This window comes from Algivirga pacifica (assembly GCF_039543525.1).
Lineage (GTDB): Bacteria > Bacteroidota > Bacteroidia > Cytophagales > Flammeovirgaceae > Algivirga > Algivirga pacifica.
Genome location: NZ_BAABJX010000020.1, coordinates 252018 through 272217 on the forward strand (window position 1 = coordinate 252018; position 20200 = coordinate 272217).

16 protein-coding genes are annotated in these 20200 nt (G+C 41.2%); 7 read left to right on the forward strand and 9 right to left on the reverse strand.

Annotated features, from left to right (window positions below):
- Positions 1–105 precede the first annotated feature (105 nt).
- Entirely contained in the window at positions 106–405 is a 300-nt protein-coding gene (locus tag ABD985_RS06220; protein WP_345370118.1) for a winged helix-turn-helix domain-containing protein, read from the reverse strand.
- Positions 402–1028 (reverse strand): hypothetical protein, encoded by a 627-nt coding sequence (locus ABD985_RS06225; protein WP_345370120.1) that lies wholly within the window; start codon positions 1026–1028, stop codon positions 402–404. The genes ABD985_RS06220 and ABD985_RS06225 overlap by 4 nt, the downstream gene beginning before the upstream one ends.
- Positions 1029–1208: 180 nt before the next feature.
- Between ABD985_RS06225 and ABD985_RS06230 the strand changes: the two genes are divergently transcribed.
- The 5 genes from ABD985_RS06230 (at position 1209) to ABD985_RS06250 (ending at position 5471) form a co-directional block, all read left to right on the forward strand.
- On the forward strand, positions 1209–1697 hold the full coding sequence (locus ABD985_RS06230) for a DUF427 domain-containing protein (protein ID WP_345370122.1): 489 nt from the start codon (positions 1209–1211) through the stop codon (positions 1695–1697).
- A 119-nt stretch (positions 1698–1816) separates the two neighbouring features.
- Complete coding sequence (locus ABD985_RS06235) at positions 1817–2608, forward strand: HipA family kinase (protein WP_345370124.1); 792 nt, start codon at positions 1817–1819, stop codon at positions 2606–2608.
- Positions 2586–2972 (forward strand): DUF3037 domain-containing protein, encoded by a 387-nt coding sequence (locus tag ABD985_RS06240; RefSeq protein ID WP_345370126.1) that lies wholly within the window; start codon positions 2586–2588, stop codon positions 2970–2972. The genes ABD985_RS06235 and ABD985_RS06240 overlap by 23 nt, the downstream gene beginning before the upstream one ends.
- Before the next feature lie 403 nt (positions 2973–3375).
- Positions 3376–4035, forward strand: coding sequence for a DUF6436 domain-containing protein (locus ABD985_RS06245; RefSeq protein ID WP_345370128.1), 660 nt, complete (start codon positions 3376–3378; stop codon positions 4033–4035).
- 35 nt (positions 4036–4070) lie between these two features.
- Positions 4071–5471 carry a PP2C family protein-serine/threonine phosphatase gene (locus ABD985_RS06250; protein WP_345370130.1) on the forward strand — a complete coding sequence of 467 codons (1401 nt, stop codon included), beginning with the start codon at positions 4071–4073 and terminating at the stop codon, positions 5469–5471.
- A 393-nt stretch (positions 5472–5864) separates the two neighbouring features.
- On the opposite strand, the gene ABD985_RS06255 is transcribed toward ABD985_RS06250, so the two are convergent.
- Complete coding sequence (locus tag ABD985_RS06255) at positions 5865–7049, reverse strand: RDD family protein (protein WP_345370132.1); 1185 nt, start codon at positions 7047–7049, stop codon at positions 5865–5867.
- Positions 7050–7182: 133 nt separating this feature from the next.
- Between ABD985_RS06255 and ABD985_RS06260 the strand changes: the two genes are divergently transcribed.
- Entirely contained in the window at positions 7183–8220 is a 1038-nt protein-coding gene (locus ABD985_RS06260) for a TonB family protein (RefSeq protein ID WP_345370134.1), read from the forward strand.
- Positions 8221–8263: 43 nt separating this feature from the next.
- Here ABD985_RS06260 and ABD985_RS06265 read toward each other — a convergent pair whose 3' ends face one another.
- The 3 genes from ABD985_RS06265 to ABD985_RS06275 form a co-directional block, all read right to left on the reverse strand.
- Positions 8264–9433, reverse strand: coding sequence for an acyl-CoA dehydrogenase family protein (locus ABD985_RS06265; protein ID WP_345370136.1), 1170 nt, complete (start codon positions 9431–9433; stop codon positions 8264–8266).
- 82 nt (positions 9434–9515) lie between these two features.
- Entirely contained in the window at positions 9516–11648 is a 2133-nt protein-coding gene (locus ABD985_RS06270; RefSeq protein ID WP_345370138.1) for a 3-hydroxyacyl-CoA dehydrogenase NAD-binding domain-containing protein, read from the reverse strand.
- Positions 11649–11792: 144 nt separating this feature from the next.
- Positions 11793–12995, reverse strand: coding sequence for an acetyl-CoA C-acetyltransferase (locus ABD985_RS06275; protein WP_345370141.1), 1203 nt, complete (start codon positions 12993–12995; stop codon positions 11793–11795).
- A 304-nt stretch (positions 12996–13299) separates the two neighbouring features.
- Between ABD985_RS06275 and ABD985_RS06280 the strand changes: the two genes are divergently transcribed.
- Positions 13300–13770 carry a hypothetical protein gene (locus ABD985_RS06280; protein WP_345370143.1) on the forward strand — a complete coding sequence of 157 codons (471 nt, stop codon included), beginning with the start codon at positions 13300–13302 and terminating at the stop codon, positions 13768–13770.
- A 33-nt stretch (positions 13771–13803) separates the two neighbouring features.
- On the opposite strand, the gene ABD985_RS06285 is transcribed toward ABD985_RS06280, so the two are convergent.
- The 3 genes from ABD985_RS06285 to ABD985_RS06295 form a co-directional block, all read right to left on the reverse strand.
- Complete coding sequence (locus tag ABD985_RS06285; protein ID WP_345370145.1) at positions 13804–15237, reverse strand: rubredoxin; 1434 nt, start codon at positions 15235–15237, stop codon at positions 13804–13806.
- Between the two features lie 208 nt (positions 15238–15445).
- On the reverse strand, positions 15446–18955 hold the full coding sequence (locus ABD985_RS06290) for a molybdopterin-dependent oxidoreductase (RefSeq protein WP_345370147.1): 3510 nt from the start codon (positions 18953–18955) through the stop codon (positions 15446–15448).
- A gap of 127 nt (positions 18956–19082) precedes the next feature.
- On the reverse strand, positions 19083–20159 hold the full coding sequence (locus tag ABD985_RS06295) for an AAA family ATPase (protein WP_345370149.1): 1077 nt from the start codon (positions 20157–20159) through the stop codon (positions 19083–19085).
- Between the last annotated feature and the right edge of the window lie 41 nt (positions 20160–20200).

Sequence of the window (20200 nt, forward strand, 5' to 3'; positions counted from 1 at the left end):
GATGTAGACAGCGTAGTGCAAACCCGCTTCAGGTCGTAGGGAGGACCCTACGACCAGTGTCTACCTTTTTACTTTCAGCTTAAATTGACAGCATTGGGGTCACCCCTACCGATTGCCTTTGATCAACTGCTCCAGGGCTTCCAAATGCTTGGCAAATTCTTCTTTACCAAGTTCCGTGGCCCTATACGTTGTATTCGGCTTCCGGCCTATGAATTTTTTCTCTACTTCTATGAAGCCTTCCTTTTCCAATGCCTTGGCATGGCTGGCCAGATTCCCATCTGTCAACTGTAACAACCGTTTCAGTTCCTTGAAATCTACCTCCTCATTCGCCATTAGTACCGACATCATGCCCAGTCGAATTCGGCTCTCAAATGCCTTATTGATATTTTCTATTGATACTTTCACTGTGCTCTCTCATATTTCAAATACATGACTGTTCCGTAAATAATATGCATTACTCCGAAGCCTAGCGACCAGAAAAGTAATCCATGTCCTGCAAAAAAGGTCGCCATTAGTCCCAAAGCAATTTGTATCATTCCTAGAGAATGAACATCCTTCACCGTATGTTTACTGGCATTCACCAAAGCCAATCCATAAAATATCAGGGTAGCTGGTGCAACCAGAATTCCATCTCCTCGATACAGTAAGATCAAGCAAAATAACCCTCCTGTCAACAATGGTACACTCAAGCTCTGTAGCATACGTTGACTGCTAGCAGACCAAAACTGAATGCCTTTCTTGTTAGCATTACGGTACGATAATCCTAGCATCGTCGTCAAAGCCAATACCAAGGTCGTTATCCCCGTCAATAATAAAGGTGTCTTCTTGGGCCCCTCCATAGAGACATACCGCATCCAGCTTCCGGACTGCTCCGTATAGTACATCAAATAAACATATAAGGCTGCCACCAAAGCATAACTACCGGACAAGATTCCAGAAAGGCCACTTAAAGAAAGAAAGCGAGTCGACTGTTCCATCAGGCTTCTGATCTCTGCAATCTCCTCCAAAGCTTCAGATTTTGTTTTCATGATTATTGTTTGTGGATTATTAGAACATCATTCTTTACTCCATAAATCTATTAATTAAAAAGCACTTTGCAATTCAAAGTGTATTATTTAACAGAAATTATAAACCATAGTACATCGCTGAAGTCTGAAAACTTTTTTCCTTGACAAGCAGTTACGCCCGAAAACAAAATTCTTTATACTATGAAACGACACCCTATAAAAGCAGGACAGGAATCCGTTTGGGATTACCCTCGTCCTCCTATCGCTGAAGCTACGATGAAACACATCAAAGTATTTTTCGGAGGAAAGGAAATCGCTAGTAGCAACAGTACATACAGAGTCTTGGAAACTAGTCACCCACCGGTATACTATATTCCTCAAGAAGACTTTATCGAAGGAGTTCTGATTCCTTCCAACAAGAGTTCTTTTTGCGAGTTCAAAGGAGAGGCACGGTACTACCATATTCAGGTGGGAAACGTAAGAGTAGAAAATGCAGCCTGGTACTACCCTACTCCCCATGAGCGTTTTGGCTGTATTCGCAACTATATTGCGATATACCCTTCCTTAATGGACAAATGCACGGTGAATGATGAAGTGGTTCAAGCACAAGAAGGTGACTTTTACGGAGGATGGATTACCAAGAATATTGTAGGGCCTTTTAAGGGGGGAGCAGGCACTTGGGGATGGTAGGTGGTTATTTTTAATGAAGAATGAAGAATTATTAATGAAGAATAAGATTTATCACTACCCACCGTATATTTGTTGCCGCTGTCTTTTTGTAGACACACCTTCACATTAATTGATACAATATGAGTAAACCAGAAATTCGAACGGTGAATGTCGTTCGATATATACAACCACTGAGAGAAGGTGGTTCATTACCTGGTCTTGTAGAGGCAGACGATGACTTTAAGTATGTCATCAAGTTTCGTGGTGCTGGACAAGGCAAAAAAGCATTAGTTGCCGAACTGATAGGCGGAGAACTGGCCAGGGCTATAGGGCTGCAAGTCCCTGAACTGGTCTTTATGCAACTGGATGGTACCTTAAGCCGACTAGAGGCTGATGAAGAGATACAAGACCTATTGAAATTTAGTGATGGCTTGAACTTGGGGTTGCATTATCTTTCCGGAGCAATCACCTATGACCCTTTAGTTTCTATTGCTGATGAGTTGTCTGCTTCTAAGGTGGTTCTATTGGATAGTATGATCAGTAATGTGGACCGTACCCATCGCAATACCAATATGCTGAACTGGAAAAAAGAACTTTGGTTGATTGACCATGGCGCAAGTCTTTACTTCCACCATGCCTGGAAAAGCTGGGAGGATCATGCCAAACGTACTTTCCCAAAAGTAAAGGAACATGTGATGCTGGATAGAGCCAGTAAACTGGAAGAAGCAGCCTCAGCGATCAAAACAATAATCACTCCAGAGGTCATCGAACAGATTGTATCCGTTGTACCAGATGACTTCCTGATACAGGAAGGTGACGACACTACTCCGGAGGAAAAAAGGAAAGTGTATGCGACGGTACTGCAAACCAAATTATCTAATCTTGATTTACTAACTAAAGAAGCGATTGATGCAAGGAAAGGAATTATATGAGTATGCCGTCATTCGCTTTGTCCCTAGTGTAGAGCGAGAGGAGTTTGTCAATATCGGAGTCATTCTCTATTGTAAATTTAAACGGTATATCGGTATCAGATACCATATCGATGAGCAACGGCTCAATGCTTTCTCAAAGCATACAGACTGTCAGTTACTGAAAGATTACCTGGAAGGATGGGAAAAAGTCTGTCACGGTCGAAAAGATGGAGGCGTTATCGCACAGTTGGATATGCCTAACCGTTTCCGATGGTTAGCGGCTACCAGAAGTACCATTATACAATCTTCCCCTACCCACACAGGTTTTTGTGAAGATCCTGAAGCTGAAGTAGATAAGCTTCTTGAAGAATACGTTCTATCTTGATGCTATTTTTTTGTTTATCGCTTATCGTTCGTAAGTGCTCAACAATAAGATATTGACGTAGTGGATTGATTGCTGAGTAAACTTATCACTGAGTGCCACTTTCAAATGGTTTAAGGATAAAGGAGGAAGGAAGAAGGATTAATAATTACTCTTTAGAAGCTTCTATTCCTTTATCCTTTATCCTTTATCCCTTATCCTTTATCCTTTATCCTTTATCCTTTATCCCTTATCCTTTATCCTTTATCCTTTATCCTTTATCCTTTATCCTTTATCCTTTATCCTTCAACAATCTAGAATATTTCAAAACATTATATAAGAAACTAAGTTATAGGTATAGGAGATAAAAAAATGAGACCTTTTTACGACTAATATTTTTTACTGAAACAGACTCTCCAGCCAGTCTATGCTAAAGAAAACCTCCGTGCTACTGCTCCTAATGGTTCATATCCTTTTGGTCATGTACCTATTTTGGAAACAGGAGTACCAATTTACACAACCTACACCCATTCCTGAAGGATTTCAAGAAGCAGAAGTAGGCAAGTCACTAGACTTCCAAAATACCCCTTTGGATGGGCATCCCACACCCATGTTCATTCATTACTTCAATGATGAATGTCCATGCTCCCAGTTTAATTTAAAAAGCTTTCGACAATTATATCAGCAATACAAGGATTCTCTTCATTTTGTAGTGGTCGTTGAGCATGGTAAGTCCATAGAATCCATAGCAGCTGATTTTCCCAAGGGAATTGAACTGATCTCTGACACTCCTGATGCCCATATCGCGGTAGCTTGTGGCGTATATGCAACACCTCAGGCCATCATCGTGGATGAACAGCAACACCTATACTATAAGGGAAACTTTAACAAGGCCAGGTATTGCACCCAAAAAGGGAGCAACTATGCCCTATTGGCAACAGAGCAATACTTAGCAGGTTCTCCCCCTCCTTTCTTTGGTTGGAGTGCCGTTCAAGCCTATGGATGCTCACTATCCATTTACGATAGTACACAGTACCGCAATCCTCTTGCTGATTTATATAGTATTCTATCAGATAACAACCACTAATGATATAAAACCTACTACGATACGCATTACAGATTATGAAAAACGAACAATACCAATCCGTCAAACAAAAAGCAGATAAGGCACTGAAAGGCTTACTCCTTGGTAGCTTTGTCTTTGGGTTATTTATAGCCAACTTTTATGACACTTGGATGATAGCTGCAGGAGTCGGTGCTCTTAATCTCTCGGCCTTCTTTCTGACACATCTACTATTACCAAAATCAACCCTATATCAGTATGTTGCCTCTGTGATACTGGCTATTTTTGTAGCCCAATATATTTATCAGATGCACGGCCTCTTTGAAATGCACTTCTTTGCATTTATCTACTCTGCCTTTCTAATTAGTTTCCAGAACTGGAAACTTCAGGTTCCTTTTATTATTACCATTGCTTTGCACCATGGGTTATTTGCCTATGCACAATTTAGCGGCAAGCCTGACATTTACTTTACGCAGCTAGATTATATGGATCTGCAGACGTTCACTTTTCACATTTTACTGGCTGCTACTTCTGTATTTGTTTCTGGCTATTGGGCATATTCCTTCTCAAAAAGGACAGAGATTGATGAAGCCCAAAAAGAACAAATTCGTTCGCTTTACGATAAGGCAAAAAAGAATAAGATGAAACTAGATGAAAGTATCAACTATGCGAAAAGAATACAGCAGTTGATGCTCCCGGAGTTAAACAAGATCAGGGAAATCCTTCCATCCACCATGATCTTTTATAAACCAAAAGATGTGGTAAGTGGGGATACCTACTGGCATACCTATCAGGACAATAAATATTTTTTAGCTGCTATTGATTGTACAGGACATGGGGTACCCGGAGCATTTATGAGTATCCTTGCGACAGAGAAACTACATGAGATCGTGAGTGTTCGAAAAATCATGGAGCCCGCCAAGATCTTAACAGCATTGGATCATAGCATACAAAAAGTCCTCAAACAAAGAGAATCTGGTAATATGGATGGCATGACGATCTCTTTATGTGTTGTCGATGCAGCCCTCAAAAAGCTCCATTTTGCTGGCGCTAAAAGTCCTTTGGTGATTGCCAATAAAGAGCAGGTACTGGAAGTCAAGGGCGATAAAAAACCTATAGGCTATTGGAGATATGATTCCTCTTACCAATTTGAAGAACAAGAAATCTCTTTGAAGGAGGACGATACTTACTATATGTTCTCTGATGGTTATCAAGATCAGTTTGGAGGCCCTGATAATAAAAAGTTTGGAAAGAAACGACTAAAATCCCTGATACAAGAGTTATCCGAAAACATGCACACTCCTAAAGAAAAGTTACAACGATTTGAACAAGCTTTTTTTGATTGGAAAGGAAGCAAACCGCAAATCGACGATATCCTTGTGATGGGCTTTTCGGCTAATGACATCTTGTCTAAATACGCTATGGAAGAGATGATGGAGGAAGACCGTATGTATAATTAATACTTAGCATTTAATCTGCTCAAGTCTTATTTCACAAAATAACAAAAATGAGTCATCCCATATTAACAAATGACTTAGTTTTCTGAGAACTCATCACTTTACAGCTACCTCACAAGCTCTTTATAAGCTTCTTCATTTTTTCCTTGATGAAAAAACGAAGCAAAAAAATCAAGGCTTTGAAGAATTTGCCTAATTTTTAATCGGAAAAGCTAAAACCATTACATGGCGTATTCAACTCGCTACGCTCAAACAGTGGAATTTTCTTAACGCTTTTACGATTAAAAATTTTAACGGCAATTCTTCAAGGCCGTTTTTAAATAAAAAAGCATTAATCACCCCTTAAATATTGATATGGGATGATTCATGTTTTGTATTTCAAGATATATCCCTTGATTACTCAAACCCTATTTCATAACTCTCTAAAAACCCTTTATTGAAGGTATACTTACCAACAAATTTTGGACTGTTGTCATAACGGGCATTGAATGCCTTATTATAGTCGGCAATGATATATTGAAAGGTCACTTTCGTTCCATCTTCATTCTTGCGGTCAATAAAATCAGGTTCGCCCTGTATAATTCGAAAACGAGCCATCGTCATTCCCAAATGGATATTTCTGCCCGTATCGAAGCTCTCTTTATCCAGTCTGACGCCCTTCTCATTAATTTCTTCTTGTTTCTCTACTCTGATCCTAGACCATCGAGCATATGAAGATGTAGGATCCAATTGAAGAGTGATCAACTGTTTACCATCTGCAGACTGAAACTGAACAGGCTTGTCATGCTCCACAGAAATCGATGAAGGGTACTTTTCTAAGAATTTATTTATACTAAAAGAGTCCATTAGACTAAACGTTCCGGCACTCAAGTCCGGCATATAATATTTTGTATCTGCTAATGAAAGTTTCGCATACTCTGGATGTATCAATCGATCAGAAGGTATTCCCTCTTCAGTAAAATCATTCTCATACATCGCCATTTCCTCTTCCTGATTCTCTTGTTGCTGACGTTGCCATTGCTCCTCTGCTGCAATCATGAACCCTTCCAACATAATGCTTATACCTTTGACTGGAATACCAATCAATGCTACTGCTAGCAGATAAGCCATTAAACTTTTTCCAAAATTGAAGGTGTACACGCCGCTTTCACGGTAATATACCACTTGTGTTCCTGCGATATAATCTCCTAATCGTCGCTCACCTAAGATAAGAATTGCCATTACCTCTATAGGCCATAACGGTAGAAAAGCATTTCTTACCACCAATTGAAAAGGAGAAGCCGTTAACCCCGATCGAACATCCACCACCTGCATATTGATGGCTCGCTTTCCTGGCCCTCGTCCTTCTACCATATCTTTACTCATATACAAGCCTATTGCCATCACAAAAAGCACATATATATGAAATGGAGGTAGCACATCCGTCAAACTCTGAGGCTCTTGCCCTATTTGTCCAATGATATGATAAATCATAAAAGGGCTAACCATCAACCCTATAATAAACGTAAAAACAATATGATCAATGAATGCCCCTCCAAGTCGTTCCAATCGATGAGGTTTTGTTTCCTGTAAAGCTTCCATGAAGTATAATTTTTAAAAAGTGAGTCATTAATTTAGCAGAAAAATTTCATTGCCGTTAATTAATACAATAATTTCCCGCTCTAATTACATTTAGAGCTTACTTAATTTAACTGATCATAAAAACTTTTTGAAGATGCGTTCTTTTTTTATTCTTCTTTTTATTACTCTTTCCTTTTCATCTTTTGGGCAAAACCAGCCTTATCGACTTACCCTTAACGAAGACTTTATCCCTACTTTTACAGAGTCTGAAGTGGTTTACGTACGTTTTCTAGAAAAAGCCTCTATAAACGACTCCACTTTTAACATAAAAGATTATAGAAAGGACGGGACGCTCTATCAAATTGGACAGGTACAGCTTAAGTCACTACAAAATGAAAAAGCTGAATTTTTTCTATTACATGGCGATAATCCCATGATGCGAGCTCTAATTTTCAAAAAGCAAGAAAAAAACGGTCCCTTTACAAGCTTTTATCCAAATGGTAAAAAAGAAAAAAGTGGTCATTACGTTGAGGATGAGAAAGTTGGCTTACACACCGAATGGTACGCCAATGGAATGGTAAAGGCTCAGTACATTCATGATGTCGAAAGAAAAAGAGAATTAGGCTATACTCCAGTTGAAAATTTCCAGGATAGCCTCGGCAACACGTTGGTTAAAAATGGGCAAGGAGTTTTCATTCAATATGAAAATGGTATTTTACTAGACTCTGGTAAAATTGTTAATCGGCTTCGTGAAGGGGAATGGAAAGGCACCTTCAAGAATCAGCAATCAATGTATCGAGAAGTTTACGAAAAAGGCGTCTTGAAAGAAGGGTATAGCACAGACTCTTTAGGCAATACGTTTGAATACAAAAAAATCTTGTCTTCTCCCTTGACTCAAGACCAAGAAACTGCTCTTAAATTTTATAAGCCTATTTATCGTAAAGTACAATATCCTACGGATGCTAGAGTGGCCGGAATAGGAGGAAAAGCTTGGTTAAAATTCACCCTCCATGAGAATGGCAAAGTTTCAAACCTGAAAATCTATAGATCACAACTAGAGTCCTTTGACCAAGCAGCTCTAAAAGCTTTTCAAAAAGGTATAAAAAAATCAAAAATAGACCTTCCCTTATTCAAGGGACAACCTTTTGAGCATACTTATATCGTTCCGTTCAAATTTGAAATGATGAATTAGATGACCCATATCCCCTTGCTATAAGACAAGGGGATACATATGTTTAATAGACCACCTGATTTTCTTTAATCACCTTTTTGGCTACAATCTCTTTCATGATCTCATTGGTTCCGGCATAGATCTTTTGCACCCGACTATCGGCATAGGCCTTTGCGATCCAGAACTCCCACATATACCCATATCCTCCGTGTAGCTGCAGACATTCATCGACTACCTTACACTGTATATCAGTTGTAGCAAACTTGGCCATAGCGGCTGTCTCTGCATCCAGTTGATCGTTAGACAATAACTCACAGCAACGATCTACCAATAACCTTCCCATCTGTACCTCGGCCGTCATCTCTGCAATCTTGAAGCGGGTATTTTGAAATTGCGCAACTTGCTTCCCGAAAGCTTGTCGTTCCTGTACATATTGTATCGTCCTTTTTAGCGCCTCTTCGGCTACAGCAATTGCATTGATGGCCACTAATAAACGCTCCCTGGGCAGCTCCTGCATCATATAGAGAAATCCTTTACCTTCTTCCCCTAGCAGATTTTTGACGGGCACCCTTACATCATCAAAAAACATCTCACAGGTATCCTGTGCTTTCATGCCTATTTTCTTGAATGGGTAATTCTTGGTAAATCCTTCCCTATCGGCTTCTACCATAATCAAACTGGTTCCTGCCGAACGATTCTCGTTGTTGGGATCTGTTTTGACAGCCAATAGAACTGCATCACACATATACCCATTAGTAATAAAGGTTTTAGATCCATTGATGATATATTCATCTCCATCCCGAATGGCCGTGGTACGAATCGCCTGCAGGTCACTTCCAGCCCCAGGCTCTGTCATCCCTATAGCAGTAATACATTCTCCTGTAGCCATTTTGGGCAAGAAATGATATTTCAAATAATCCGACCCTTGATGCACCAAGTAAGGAGCAACAATATCAGAATGCAAGTAAAAGCCCGGCCCAGAACACCCTTGTCGGTGCTGCTCCTCAATCATGATCTGGCTAAAGGAAAAATCAACGCCTGCCCCTCCGTATTCCTCAGGCACGGTCAGGCATAGAAAGCCTAGTTCCCCCGCCTTCGTCCAAGCCTCCCTGGAGATCATTCCCTGCTGCTCCCACTCTTCATGGTGGGGTACAATCTCTGTTTGATAAAATTCCCTGATCGATTCAAGAAAGAAGCGATGCTCATCGGATAATGGTTTATTAGGTAGTAGCATTTTTTTAATTATTAATTTTCAATTTTTAATTAATAATTCTTCATTCTTCATTCTTCATTCTTCATTCTTCATTCTTCATTCTTCATTCTTCATTAAAAGAGACTTCTTCCTCTGCCAGTTGTGGATAAAACGTAACCTGATGAACGGCCATTTCTTTCAGGCCTATGGTAGGCTTAAATCGCTCTCCATATACCTCTTGCAACTCCTGACATTTTCGGACAAAAGTAGCAACCCCCATGGTATCAATATAGGAAATAACACCCCCTGTATACGCTGGGAATCCCCAACCTAACACTGACCCAACATCCGCATCTTCTATATTTTTAATGATACCTTCTTCTAAACACCTTACCGTTTCCAAAGCCTGGATAATCAATAGACGCTCTTTAAGCGCTTCCACTGACGGTTGTTGAATGATTGCTGGAAAATAGGTTTCCATCTCTTTCCATAAATACTTTTCTCCTTCCTCAGGATATTCATAAAATCCCTTTCCTGCTTTTTTACCTGTACGATCAAGATCCTCTACCAACAAACGGACAACATCATAGACTTCACTATACTCTTCTCCTGTATCCTGATGTACTTGCTGATGAATATGGCATACCAAGTCCAGGCCTACTGCATCAGCTATTTCAAGTGGCCCCATAGGCATTCCTGAGATTTCTCCAGCATTCTCCAACAAAGCAGGACGTACTCCCTCCAGAATACAATATAACCCCTCTGTTATGTAGGTAGAGAATACTCTACTCGTATAGAAGCCTCTATTGTCTCTGACAACAATCGGTAATTTCCCCAATGATTTCACAAAGTCTATACATCGATGAACGCACTCCAATGACGTTTCCTTTGCCTTGATGATCTCCACCAAAGTCATTTTTTCCACGGGAGAGAAAAAATGTAACCCAATGAAATTTTTGGGTTGAAGAGAATTTGTTGATAGGCCTGCGATAGGCAATGTTGACGTATTGGAAGCTAGAAGTGCATCTTTCCTAAGGTATTGCTGCACTTCCTGTATCACCTGTCCCTTCACTGATCGCTCTTCCACTACTGCTTCAATCACTAAATCACAGGCTTTAAAATCTTCATAAGTACTAACCGTCTGAATATTCTCTAGTATACCTTCCACCTCACTAGCAGTACTTTCTCCCTTTACTATCCTCTTTTTCAATATTCTTTCCGTATAACTTTTCCCTTGATGGGCTTTTTCCAAGGATATATCCTTGAGCAATACACGAATACCTTTACTTGCCGCAGCATAAGCAATACCACTCCCCATTAATCCCGCTCCAATAATACCAATACATTGGATAGAGTGGTCAACGCCCTCCCTCCTTGCTTTAATCTTCTGACGACTCACAAAGAATGTACGCATCATATTTCTAGCGGCATCTGACAAAACACATTGCTTAAAGTATCGGTCTTCTACAAGAGATGCCTGATCAAAAGGTAACTGCACTCCCTCATAGACAGCATTCAAGATCGCCTTGGGGGAAATATAATTCCCATAAGTCTTTTTCAGTATATTTCCTGAGGTTCCGAGCAAGGTCATTCCTATTTCTGGGCGATCAACAGTCCCTCCCGGAAGGGTATACCCTTTTTGATCCCAAGGCTGTTCAACTCCCTCATGTTCCGCTATCCAAGATTTTGCCTTTGCTAACAATGTATCGAGATCCTCGACCAGTTCATCTACTAAGCCTAACTCCAGTGCTTCTTGAGGACTGTAATTCGTTCCTGTCAAAAGAGGAGTCATTGCCTTTTCAATACCAATTAATCTGGGTAACCGCAAGGTTCCTCCAGCCCCTGGCAACAACCCTAACCCTACTTCTGGTAGACCGATCTTTATATTTTTATTTTTTAAAGCAATTCTATGATGACAAGCAAGGCAAAGCTCATAGCCTCCTCCCAGAACGGTTCCATTGATTGCAGCCACCACTGGTTTACCACAAGTCTCCAATTGTCGGTATAATTGCTTAAACTCCTTGACCAATTCTAAAAAAAGAGAACGATTTGCTAAAGCAGCTTTAATATCTGCCCCTACTAGGAAATCTTTTTTGGAAGAAGTAATGATAACTCCTTTACAAGTCTCCTCTGTGACTTGTGTCAAGGCAGTCTTAAAGTGCACCAGCATTTGCTCCCCTAAGGTATTGACAGGAGCTTTAACATCGTTAAGTGTTAGGGTTAATATTCCTTGAGAATCTAGTTGAGATGTGATCATAGTTTATGTTTGAGTATAGTAGGTTTACATAACTTATCGGTTATCGGTTATCGGTTATCGGTTATCGGTTATCGGTTATCGGTTATCGGTTATCGGTTAAGAAAGTTATTTTAACCCTAAACGATAAGCAATAACCGATAAACCTTAACATCGTTCTATCACTGTCGCGATCCCCATACCTCCACCAATGCAAAGTGTTACCAGGCCGGTAGACAACTGCCGACGTTCCAGTTCATCCAATAAGGTTCCGACCAAGAGTGCTCCTGTCGCTCCAAGAGGGTGTCCCATCGCAATAGCTCCTCCATTCACATTAACTTTTTCGGGAGTTACATTGAGCTGGTCCATAAAGTAATAAGGTACAACAGCAAAGGCTTCATTCACTTCAAATAGGTCTATATCGCCTATTTCCATCCCTGCCTTTTTCAAAGCTTTTTGGGTTGCCGGGACAGGCCCTGTCAACATGATAGTAGGCTCCGTTCCGACGATTGCAGTAGAGCGTATTCTTGCTCTAGGTTGCATTCCTAATACTTCTCCAATCGATCGATTTCCTAATAATAGGACAGCGGCACCATCTACAATCCCGGAAGAGTTTCCTGCATGATGCACATGAGTCACTTTCTCTAGTTCAGGGTAACGCTGAATGGCCATAGCATCAAATCCCGCCAAACTCCCCATTTTCTCAAAAGAAGGCTTCAGTGCTGCCAAGCCCTCCAACGTAGTAGAAGGACGTACTATTTCATCCTTTTCCAGTAAAACCTCTCCGTTGATATCCTCCACGGGTAACACAGAAGGTTGAAAACGATTTTGTTCCCACGCCAAAGTCGCCCTTTGCTGTGAGTTAAAGGCATATTGATCCAGTTCCGAACGACTATATCCATACTTTGTAGCAATAAGGTCCGCTGATATTCCCTGTGGGATAATATGGTGTCCCATAATCATTTCAGGATCATATAATAAAGATGACCCATCTGTTCCTAAAGGAACTCTGGACATAGACTCTACCCCTCCTGCAATCATCAAGTCCATTTGCCCTGCCATAATATAAGCCGCAGCTATATTGACAGCCTCCAAGCCAGAACCACAAAAGCGAGCTACCGTTGCACCTGCTACCGAATCAGGATATCCTGCCTGCATCAGCCCCACTTTTGCAATATCACCCGATTGCTCACGTACCTGAGTAACACAACCCACTACTGCATCCTCCACATATTGAGGAACCAAAGGACTATTTCGCTCCAGAGCCTTAAAAGTTTGGGATAGTAAGTGGGAGGCCTTTAGGGTAAACAAAGCACCATCTTTTTTGCCTTTACCCCTGGGGGTACGGACTGCATCATAAATATAAGCCATCAGGGTAGAAAGTAAAAGATATAAGGTAATAGGTAATAGGTATAAGGTAATAGGTTGTGGGTATTAGAGTTACTAGCAGATGATTTCACTGTTCACTGTTCACTGTTCACTGTTCACTGTTCACTGTTCACTGTTCACTGTTCACTGTTCACTGTTCACTGCCCTTAACATATTCCTTCATTAATTTATTATTTTTCTTAAGAAAGGAAAATTTCCTCTTGAAGTATTTCTTAACTTTTGGAGGATGTCTATAAAAAATGATAATTTTAATGAATTATCTTTTCAGACTACTTACGGAAGACCTATGACAACTCGAATACACTCCATTCTGCTACTACTTTTATTGTTATTTACAGGGTGCAACAACTCTGAAAGCACGACTACGCATCACTCTCAAATTGACAAGCCTATTACAGACATTACTTACCAGGAAATTATTCAAAGAGTTTTAACGGGGGAAGGCAGCCTGGTCAATTATAGAGGAGAGGCTACCAGTACTGAGGCCAAGGCTAGTATTTCTTTGACGATCGACAAAGAAGGGGGAAATTGCAGTGACCTTCCTTGTGGTCAATGCGTGTACTTGAGCAACCGGAGTAATACCCCTGTAAGAGTACTCGTACGTAGCCCATTTGAAATCGGTCCCTGGCATACCGATGCGATCAGTCTTTTTGAACTTGGACCAAGAGAAAAAGCATTAGTAGGCAACTCCCACTTCTGTCATGGAAAAATTGCCTACCCTGTGGAGCATTATATTATTGGAGCAGAATATATGTAATTGAATCCTTGAGATTTAATGGCTTAACGGTTCTTAGACCAAAGACATTTTTACAAATGCCTCCTTTTGGGTTCCGCAAACGGCACACTCATAGGTTTCTGGCAAAAGTGCAAAAGGGGTATTAGCGGAAACTCCTTGACTCAGATCTCCTAACATCTCGTCATAAATCGTCAGGCAACTCGGACATTGGTAATTGGAGTGTCCTTTATCATCCAGGAGTTCTATTTCTCCTGACATTAAGGAAGGTGTTTCCAATTGCTCATAGTACATATAACTCACCTCTACCATCAAGGCTGGTAATACTTCTTTTCTCACCCCTTTGGCATAATAAAGATACTCAGCGGTATTGGGATCAAACCTTTTGGCATACAGTATATTGTATGTATCCTGCTGCCATTGCTCATGATTCAATGCTCGCTCAATCACCACTGTCGTAAACAAGATCATAGGCTGTGTCTTCACCGTAAACGTCAATCCATAGGTACTGATATCTTGCTGATCCAACGCCCTAACCAGATAGTTCTTCAGCTCCAACGCTTCTTGATCCAGTACAGGCATATGCCAGTTCAGTTCCAGGGAAGAGTGTCTTACATTCAAGCCATATTTTCCTAAAAGCTTCTCCCAGATAATTCTTTGCGTGCTATCGATTCCCTTCACCAGAAATGATTTCCATGGAGTCATGGTGATCTTTCCTATTTTGGTATCCTGACACAGTAGGCACAATACTTTTAAGAAATCAATATCATAAGCGTTATTTCTCCAATACAAGCCTAGCCAATACTTTCCATCGGGCAGTCGGTTCATCCCCTCATAATAAGGGAAAGGCGTTAGCGGTAGACGTAAGGCTTTCTGTACCGGAAACGTATTAATCGTCAATTGCTCTTGCAGCTTTTTCCATGCATTGGACCAATCGGTATTCTGTTGGAGCAAATCTTTTTCCTCCAGGTAACGAGCCACCTTGCAAAGGTCATCACTATAGATCAAAAATGGACTTCTTGATAATACCTCCTGTTCTTTTAGTGTACGCACATAACAATACCAGTAATTCTCCGTCTCTGAGGCTATGAAGTTGACCTGTCCTGTAAATAGAGGTACCATCGTCTGCTTGGGATCTACCAAATTGATTTTCAACCGAGGTTGGTAATCAAAGGTATCCAGAATATAATGATAGATATGGGGTGCCATCCAGTGGGTAGAGGCCATCACATCCAAAGCAGTATAAGAGCTTACGATATTTTGAGAGCCTTCTTCCTCACATTCATATTCGGTTTGAATGGATCGAAATGTTTCATCCAACATTCCTCTATTCTTATTGGAGATCGGAAATAAAATATCTTGTCTTGATCCAAAGTGAATATAATCAGTTCCCAAGTCTTTGGCTGTCGTAATGACTTTTAAGAGGTCTCCGGGAGAGATAATTCCTCCCTTGACGAAGACTCGGACTAAATCTTTTTTCTGTACAATCATGGTCTTCTTACTTTGTTGAATCCGTTACACGGCGTCTCAAATTCCACCTTCGGTGAGTTGATTCGTTGATTCGAGTTGAACTGTTTACTGAGTTCAATCAACAAATCAACTCGATTCAACGAGCGAAGCTCAATTCAACTCACCAAAGGTGAAATTCAACGATTCAACATATGTTGTGATGGTTAACTTCTTAGTACTATTATTATACTTATTGATGGACTTTTTGGGCAGCATCCAATATATCCTTCACCTCAGGCTTACAGCTACCACATCCCAATCCGGCTCCTGTCTTCTCGCAAAGCTGTTTATAGTCTGTACATCCTTCCTGTATGGCAGCTTCGATATTACCGGAACCTACATTTCCACAAGAACAAACCAAACTTCCTATTACCGTTCGTTGCTCTCCTTTTCCTCTAAGCAATTCCGAGCGTTTCTCTGAGAGCTCTATCTCTTCACTAATCAACGCTTTAAACTCAGGAAACTCTGCCTTGTCCCCCATCAATATTGCCCCGACTAAACGGTCCTTATGGACGATACATTTCTTGTAATAACGCTGCGCTTGATCTAAGAGTACTACTTCCTCATACCCCTTCGCTTCTGCAGGAACTTCTACCATTCCCAAGGAACATAAATCAAAGGTAGAAAACTTCAGGATATTCATAGAAACGGTCCCTTTGTATAAGCTTAATTGATCTCCGGCAATATATCGCGCGACAACATCAGCCATTTCTTCTGCCGCGGCTGTTGTCCCATTCAGCTTTTGCTCAAACTCGGCTACCTCACCAATCGCATACACCTGAGGATCTGAGGTTTGCAGATAGGCATTGACCAACATTCCCCTACCGGTAGATAGCCCTGCTTCCTTGCCTAATGCAACATTTGGACGAGTACCTATAGCATAAACGACTGCATCACAAATCAATTGCTTACCACTTTTCAGCTGCACTTCAGCCTGTTTATGCTCTTCCTGATAAGTTACCTTGTGTACTTGATCGTTGGTATACACCTGTACCCCCAATTCTTCTACGTATTCTCTCAGTAACTTACTGGCCATAGGATCCAATTGACGCTCCATTAAGCGAGAAGATAACTGCACAATCGTCACCTCTACGTCCATCTCCCTTAAAGCCGCTGCCAACTCCAATCCTAGTAAACCACCCCCTACGATCATCACATGCCCTTGTCGATTGATATAGGACTTAAGCGCATCGGCATTGGCTTTGCTACGCATGGTAAATACACAAGGAAGGTGAATTGGCGCATCTGGTGGCAAAAATGCACTACTCCCGGTGGCCATAATCAGGTGATCATAGCTATACTCCTGTCCTCGATCATCAACAATATGCTTGGAGGATCGATCTATTTTCGTAATACTAGTCCCTACATAGATAGAAGCATTCAGGGCCTCAAACTCTCCCTTTCGGAACTTCAATAGGTCGTCAAATAGTAATTGCTCATTGACATATTCAGGCAACAACACTCGATCATAAAAAGGTATTTCCTCCTTGGAGAATACTAAAATCTCATCCTCTTGATTCAAGGTTCGGTAAGTCATCAAGAAGCGGTGCGCTGCTGCTCCGGCTCCTATAATCACTATCCGCTGCTTTGGCTTTTGGTATAAGGTCACCTCTACCGCTGAGTACTTAAAGTCTGGTTCCTTGGATACGGGATCGATATTCCTACTCGTCAAGTTATTGGTACGGGCAAAGGCACTGGAAAGAATCTTTCCCCAATGCATCGGCAGAAACACTACTCCCTTTCGGATTTTATCCGACAATGTAGCATTCACCTGTACCTCTCCACGATCGTTCCGTATCACCACGATACTCCCTTCCTTGATTCCTCTTCGTGCTGCATCCTCTGGATGTATTTCCAGAAAGGGTTTATCAATATGCTTACTCAGACGATTGACTTTTCCAGTACGGGTCATGGTATGCCACTGATCCCGAATACGTCCTGTGGTCAACACCAAAGGATAATCCTCCGTCAGCATATCGGAATGTCCCTTATTTGCCCCTACATGCAGTTTAGCTTTTCCATCTGCTGTATAAAATTGATGGTCTGTGAATAAGCGAGTGGTTCCCTCTTGTGTTACTTTATTAAAAGGCCATTGCACAGAGCGCTTTTCTTGAAGAATGGCATAGGTCAATCCCTCAATATCAATATTGGTTCCCTTGGTTAAGCGGGTATATTCCAGGAATACCTCCTCGGCATTTTGGTAATCAAACCCATGATAGCCCATCTGCTTGGCAAAGCGAAGTAAGATTTCCAAGTCAGGCAATGCTTCTCCCGGAGCATCTACCACTTTAGGTAAGTAACTGATTCGACGTTCTGAGTTGGTCATTGTACCTTCCTTCTCCAGCCAACCTGCTGCAGGAAGTACTAAGTCCGCAAAAGCAACCGTATCTGAACGTCCAGAAATATCCTGTACGATCACAAAACGTGCTTTTTTCAGTGCCCTTTCCACTAAGGCCGTATCCGGCAAGCTCACCATAGGATTGGTACAGACAATCCAGATCGCCTTCATATCCCCCCTATCCAACGCTTCAAACATCTGTGTAGCGGTATACCCTGGATTAGGGGAAATCTCCGGTACTCCCCAAAAATCAGCTACTTCTTGACGATGATCTGGGTTCATCAAATCACGGTGTGCCGCCAGCAGACTGGCCATACCCCCTACCTCTCGTCCTCCCATAGCATTAGGTTGCCCTGTTAGGGAAAATGGTCCTGCTCCCGGTTTACCAATCTGCCCAGTAATCAAGTTAAGCGCCAATAAAGAAAGGTTTTTATCGGTTCCCTGCGCACTTTGGTTGAGCCCCATGGTCCACATCGTCAAAAAGCCTTCGGACTCTCCCATCATACGGGCAGCCTTTACAATCAGCATGGGATCTAGATCACAAGTGGTCGCATACTGCTCCAGCGTATATTGCATCACCTGATCCCGATACGCCTCATACCCTTGTACATGCTTCTCTATAAAATCCACATCCAAGTAGCCTTCCTCTATTAGAATACGTCCAAGGGCGTGATGTAAAGCGGTATCCGTACCAGGTCGTAAAGGCAGGTAGATATCGGCCAAAGCGGCCGTCTGTGTTTTGCGTGGATCGGCCACAATCAACTTTACATCAGGGTTGTTTTCCTTATGTTGCTCAATACGCCTAAACAAAATGGGATGGCACCAGGCAGGGTTAGCCCCCGTAATAAAAAAAGTATCTGCCAGCTCAATATCTTCATAGGCGATCGGCACAGTATCCTCTCCCACCGTTTTGGCATAGCCTGCTACCGCTGAACTCATACACAGCCGGGAGTTGGTATCAATATTATTTGTCCCCCAGAATCCTTTGGTCAGCTTATTAGCAATATAATACTCCTCTGTCAAGCATTGCCCGGAGACATACATCCCTACCGAATCAGGCCCGAAGCGATCAATCAGGGAACGAAAAACGGCGGCTCCCCTTTTGATCGCCGTATCCCAGTCGACTCGCTGTAGCTCATGGTTCCGGCTCCAACGCATTTGGGGATACAACAAGCGATCTTGCTGCTCCTCGACTACGTAGTTAAGTGTTCTTCCTTTGGAGCAAAGCATTCCCCGATTCACCGGGTAAGTTTCCTCTCCTTTAAGTTTTAGTTTTCCTTTGGGGTCTTTCTCTATCTCAATTCCGCATCCCACACCACAATAGGAGCAAGTTGTTTGATAAGTAGCTGTATTCTTATTCATAGTATTACTATTGCATCGTCATAAGGATACAGCCAATATACGAAATAAATTAAGTAATTATACTTATTTTAAAAATAAGTAGTGCTGAATTTAAGGAAACTGTTGCCGTAGATAGAAACACTATTTTCTAAAATCCGATTCCCCTCTTGGGCTTATTCTTAAATTCTTTTTGTGTAGCCCCATAGATATTTGACAAGGTCAGTTCAGTATCCTGAGAAGTATACCCTAACTCCGAGAGTAATTCATTCGTTTTTTCCTTCGTCAATTCCTTAAACTCATACTTAGCGATCATCCTACCTTTTCTTAGCAATGCTCCATCAATAGAAGACAAACTTGTATTGAATGTACAAATCACCTTAATGTTCAAGTAATCACTAAATAACCCATCTGTCAATTGCAGTATGGTAGAAACCACAGAGTCCTCGTTCACTTGTTCTCGGGTCTTGAGTACTTTTTCTGCATCTTCAATGACTAAAACTGCATTTCGCTGCTTTAGCAAGAAAGTGATGAAATCAGGATCTAACAGGTTGTTTACAAACTCATTCTGAACAAAAATAAAATTGAGATTTTTAAAATTGGTAATCAGGTGCTTAATATAGGTAGTCTTTCCTGTGCCGGGTTCTCCATAAAATAATATTAAGCCTGATTGCTGCTGTTCAAAAGCTGCCTGAACCTCTTCATGAACTTCTAAAAAATCATCATTATAATTTTGCTTCAAGTCCAAAGCAACTTGTTCTGTCCTCACTTCCTCAGTATTAAAATCAGAATGTCTCTTTGTTAACACCTTAAAGGTTGGCGCCCTCTTAAGCCCGAAACTTTTTCTAAGCATATGGTTCGTATCCAGCACCCACTTTTCAAGTGCTACATCCTGACAGTGATAAAGAAAGTCAATATAAAATGTATCATTTTCAAGATTAATATAAATAAGGCATTTGCCAGATGTCCCCTTAAAGATTAACTCATAAGGATAGTCCTGCATAAAATCGGAGTTACTGGAGTCTTCCGTCGACCAATTTTTGAAAACCAACTCAAACCCCATATTATAGAGGTCTAACACATCCATCACTTTCTGATAATTTTCTCTAGAAGAAATTAACGGCGTCTTAAATACGAGTGATGACGGGAGTTCTTTATAGATTAAGGTAAAGTAAGCGTCTCTTCCAAAATCATTATAGCTATCAAAGGCTTTTAAAAGTTCTGACATTTGGTAGTTATTTATTTTTTATAAGTTTTTAGGTAAAAAGG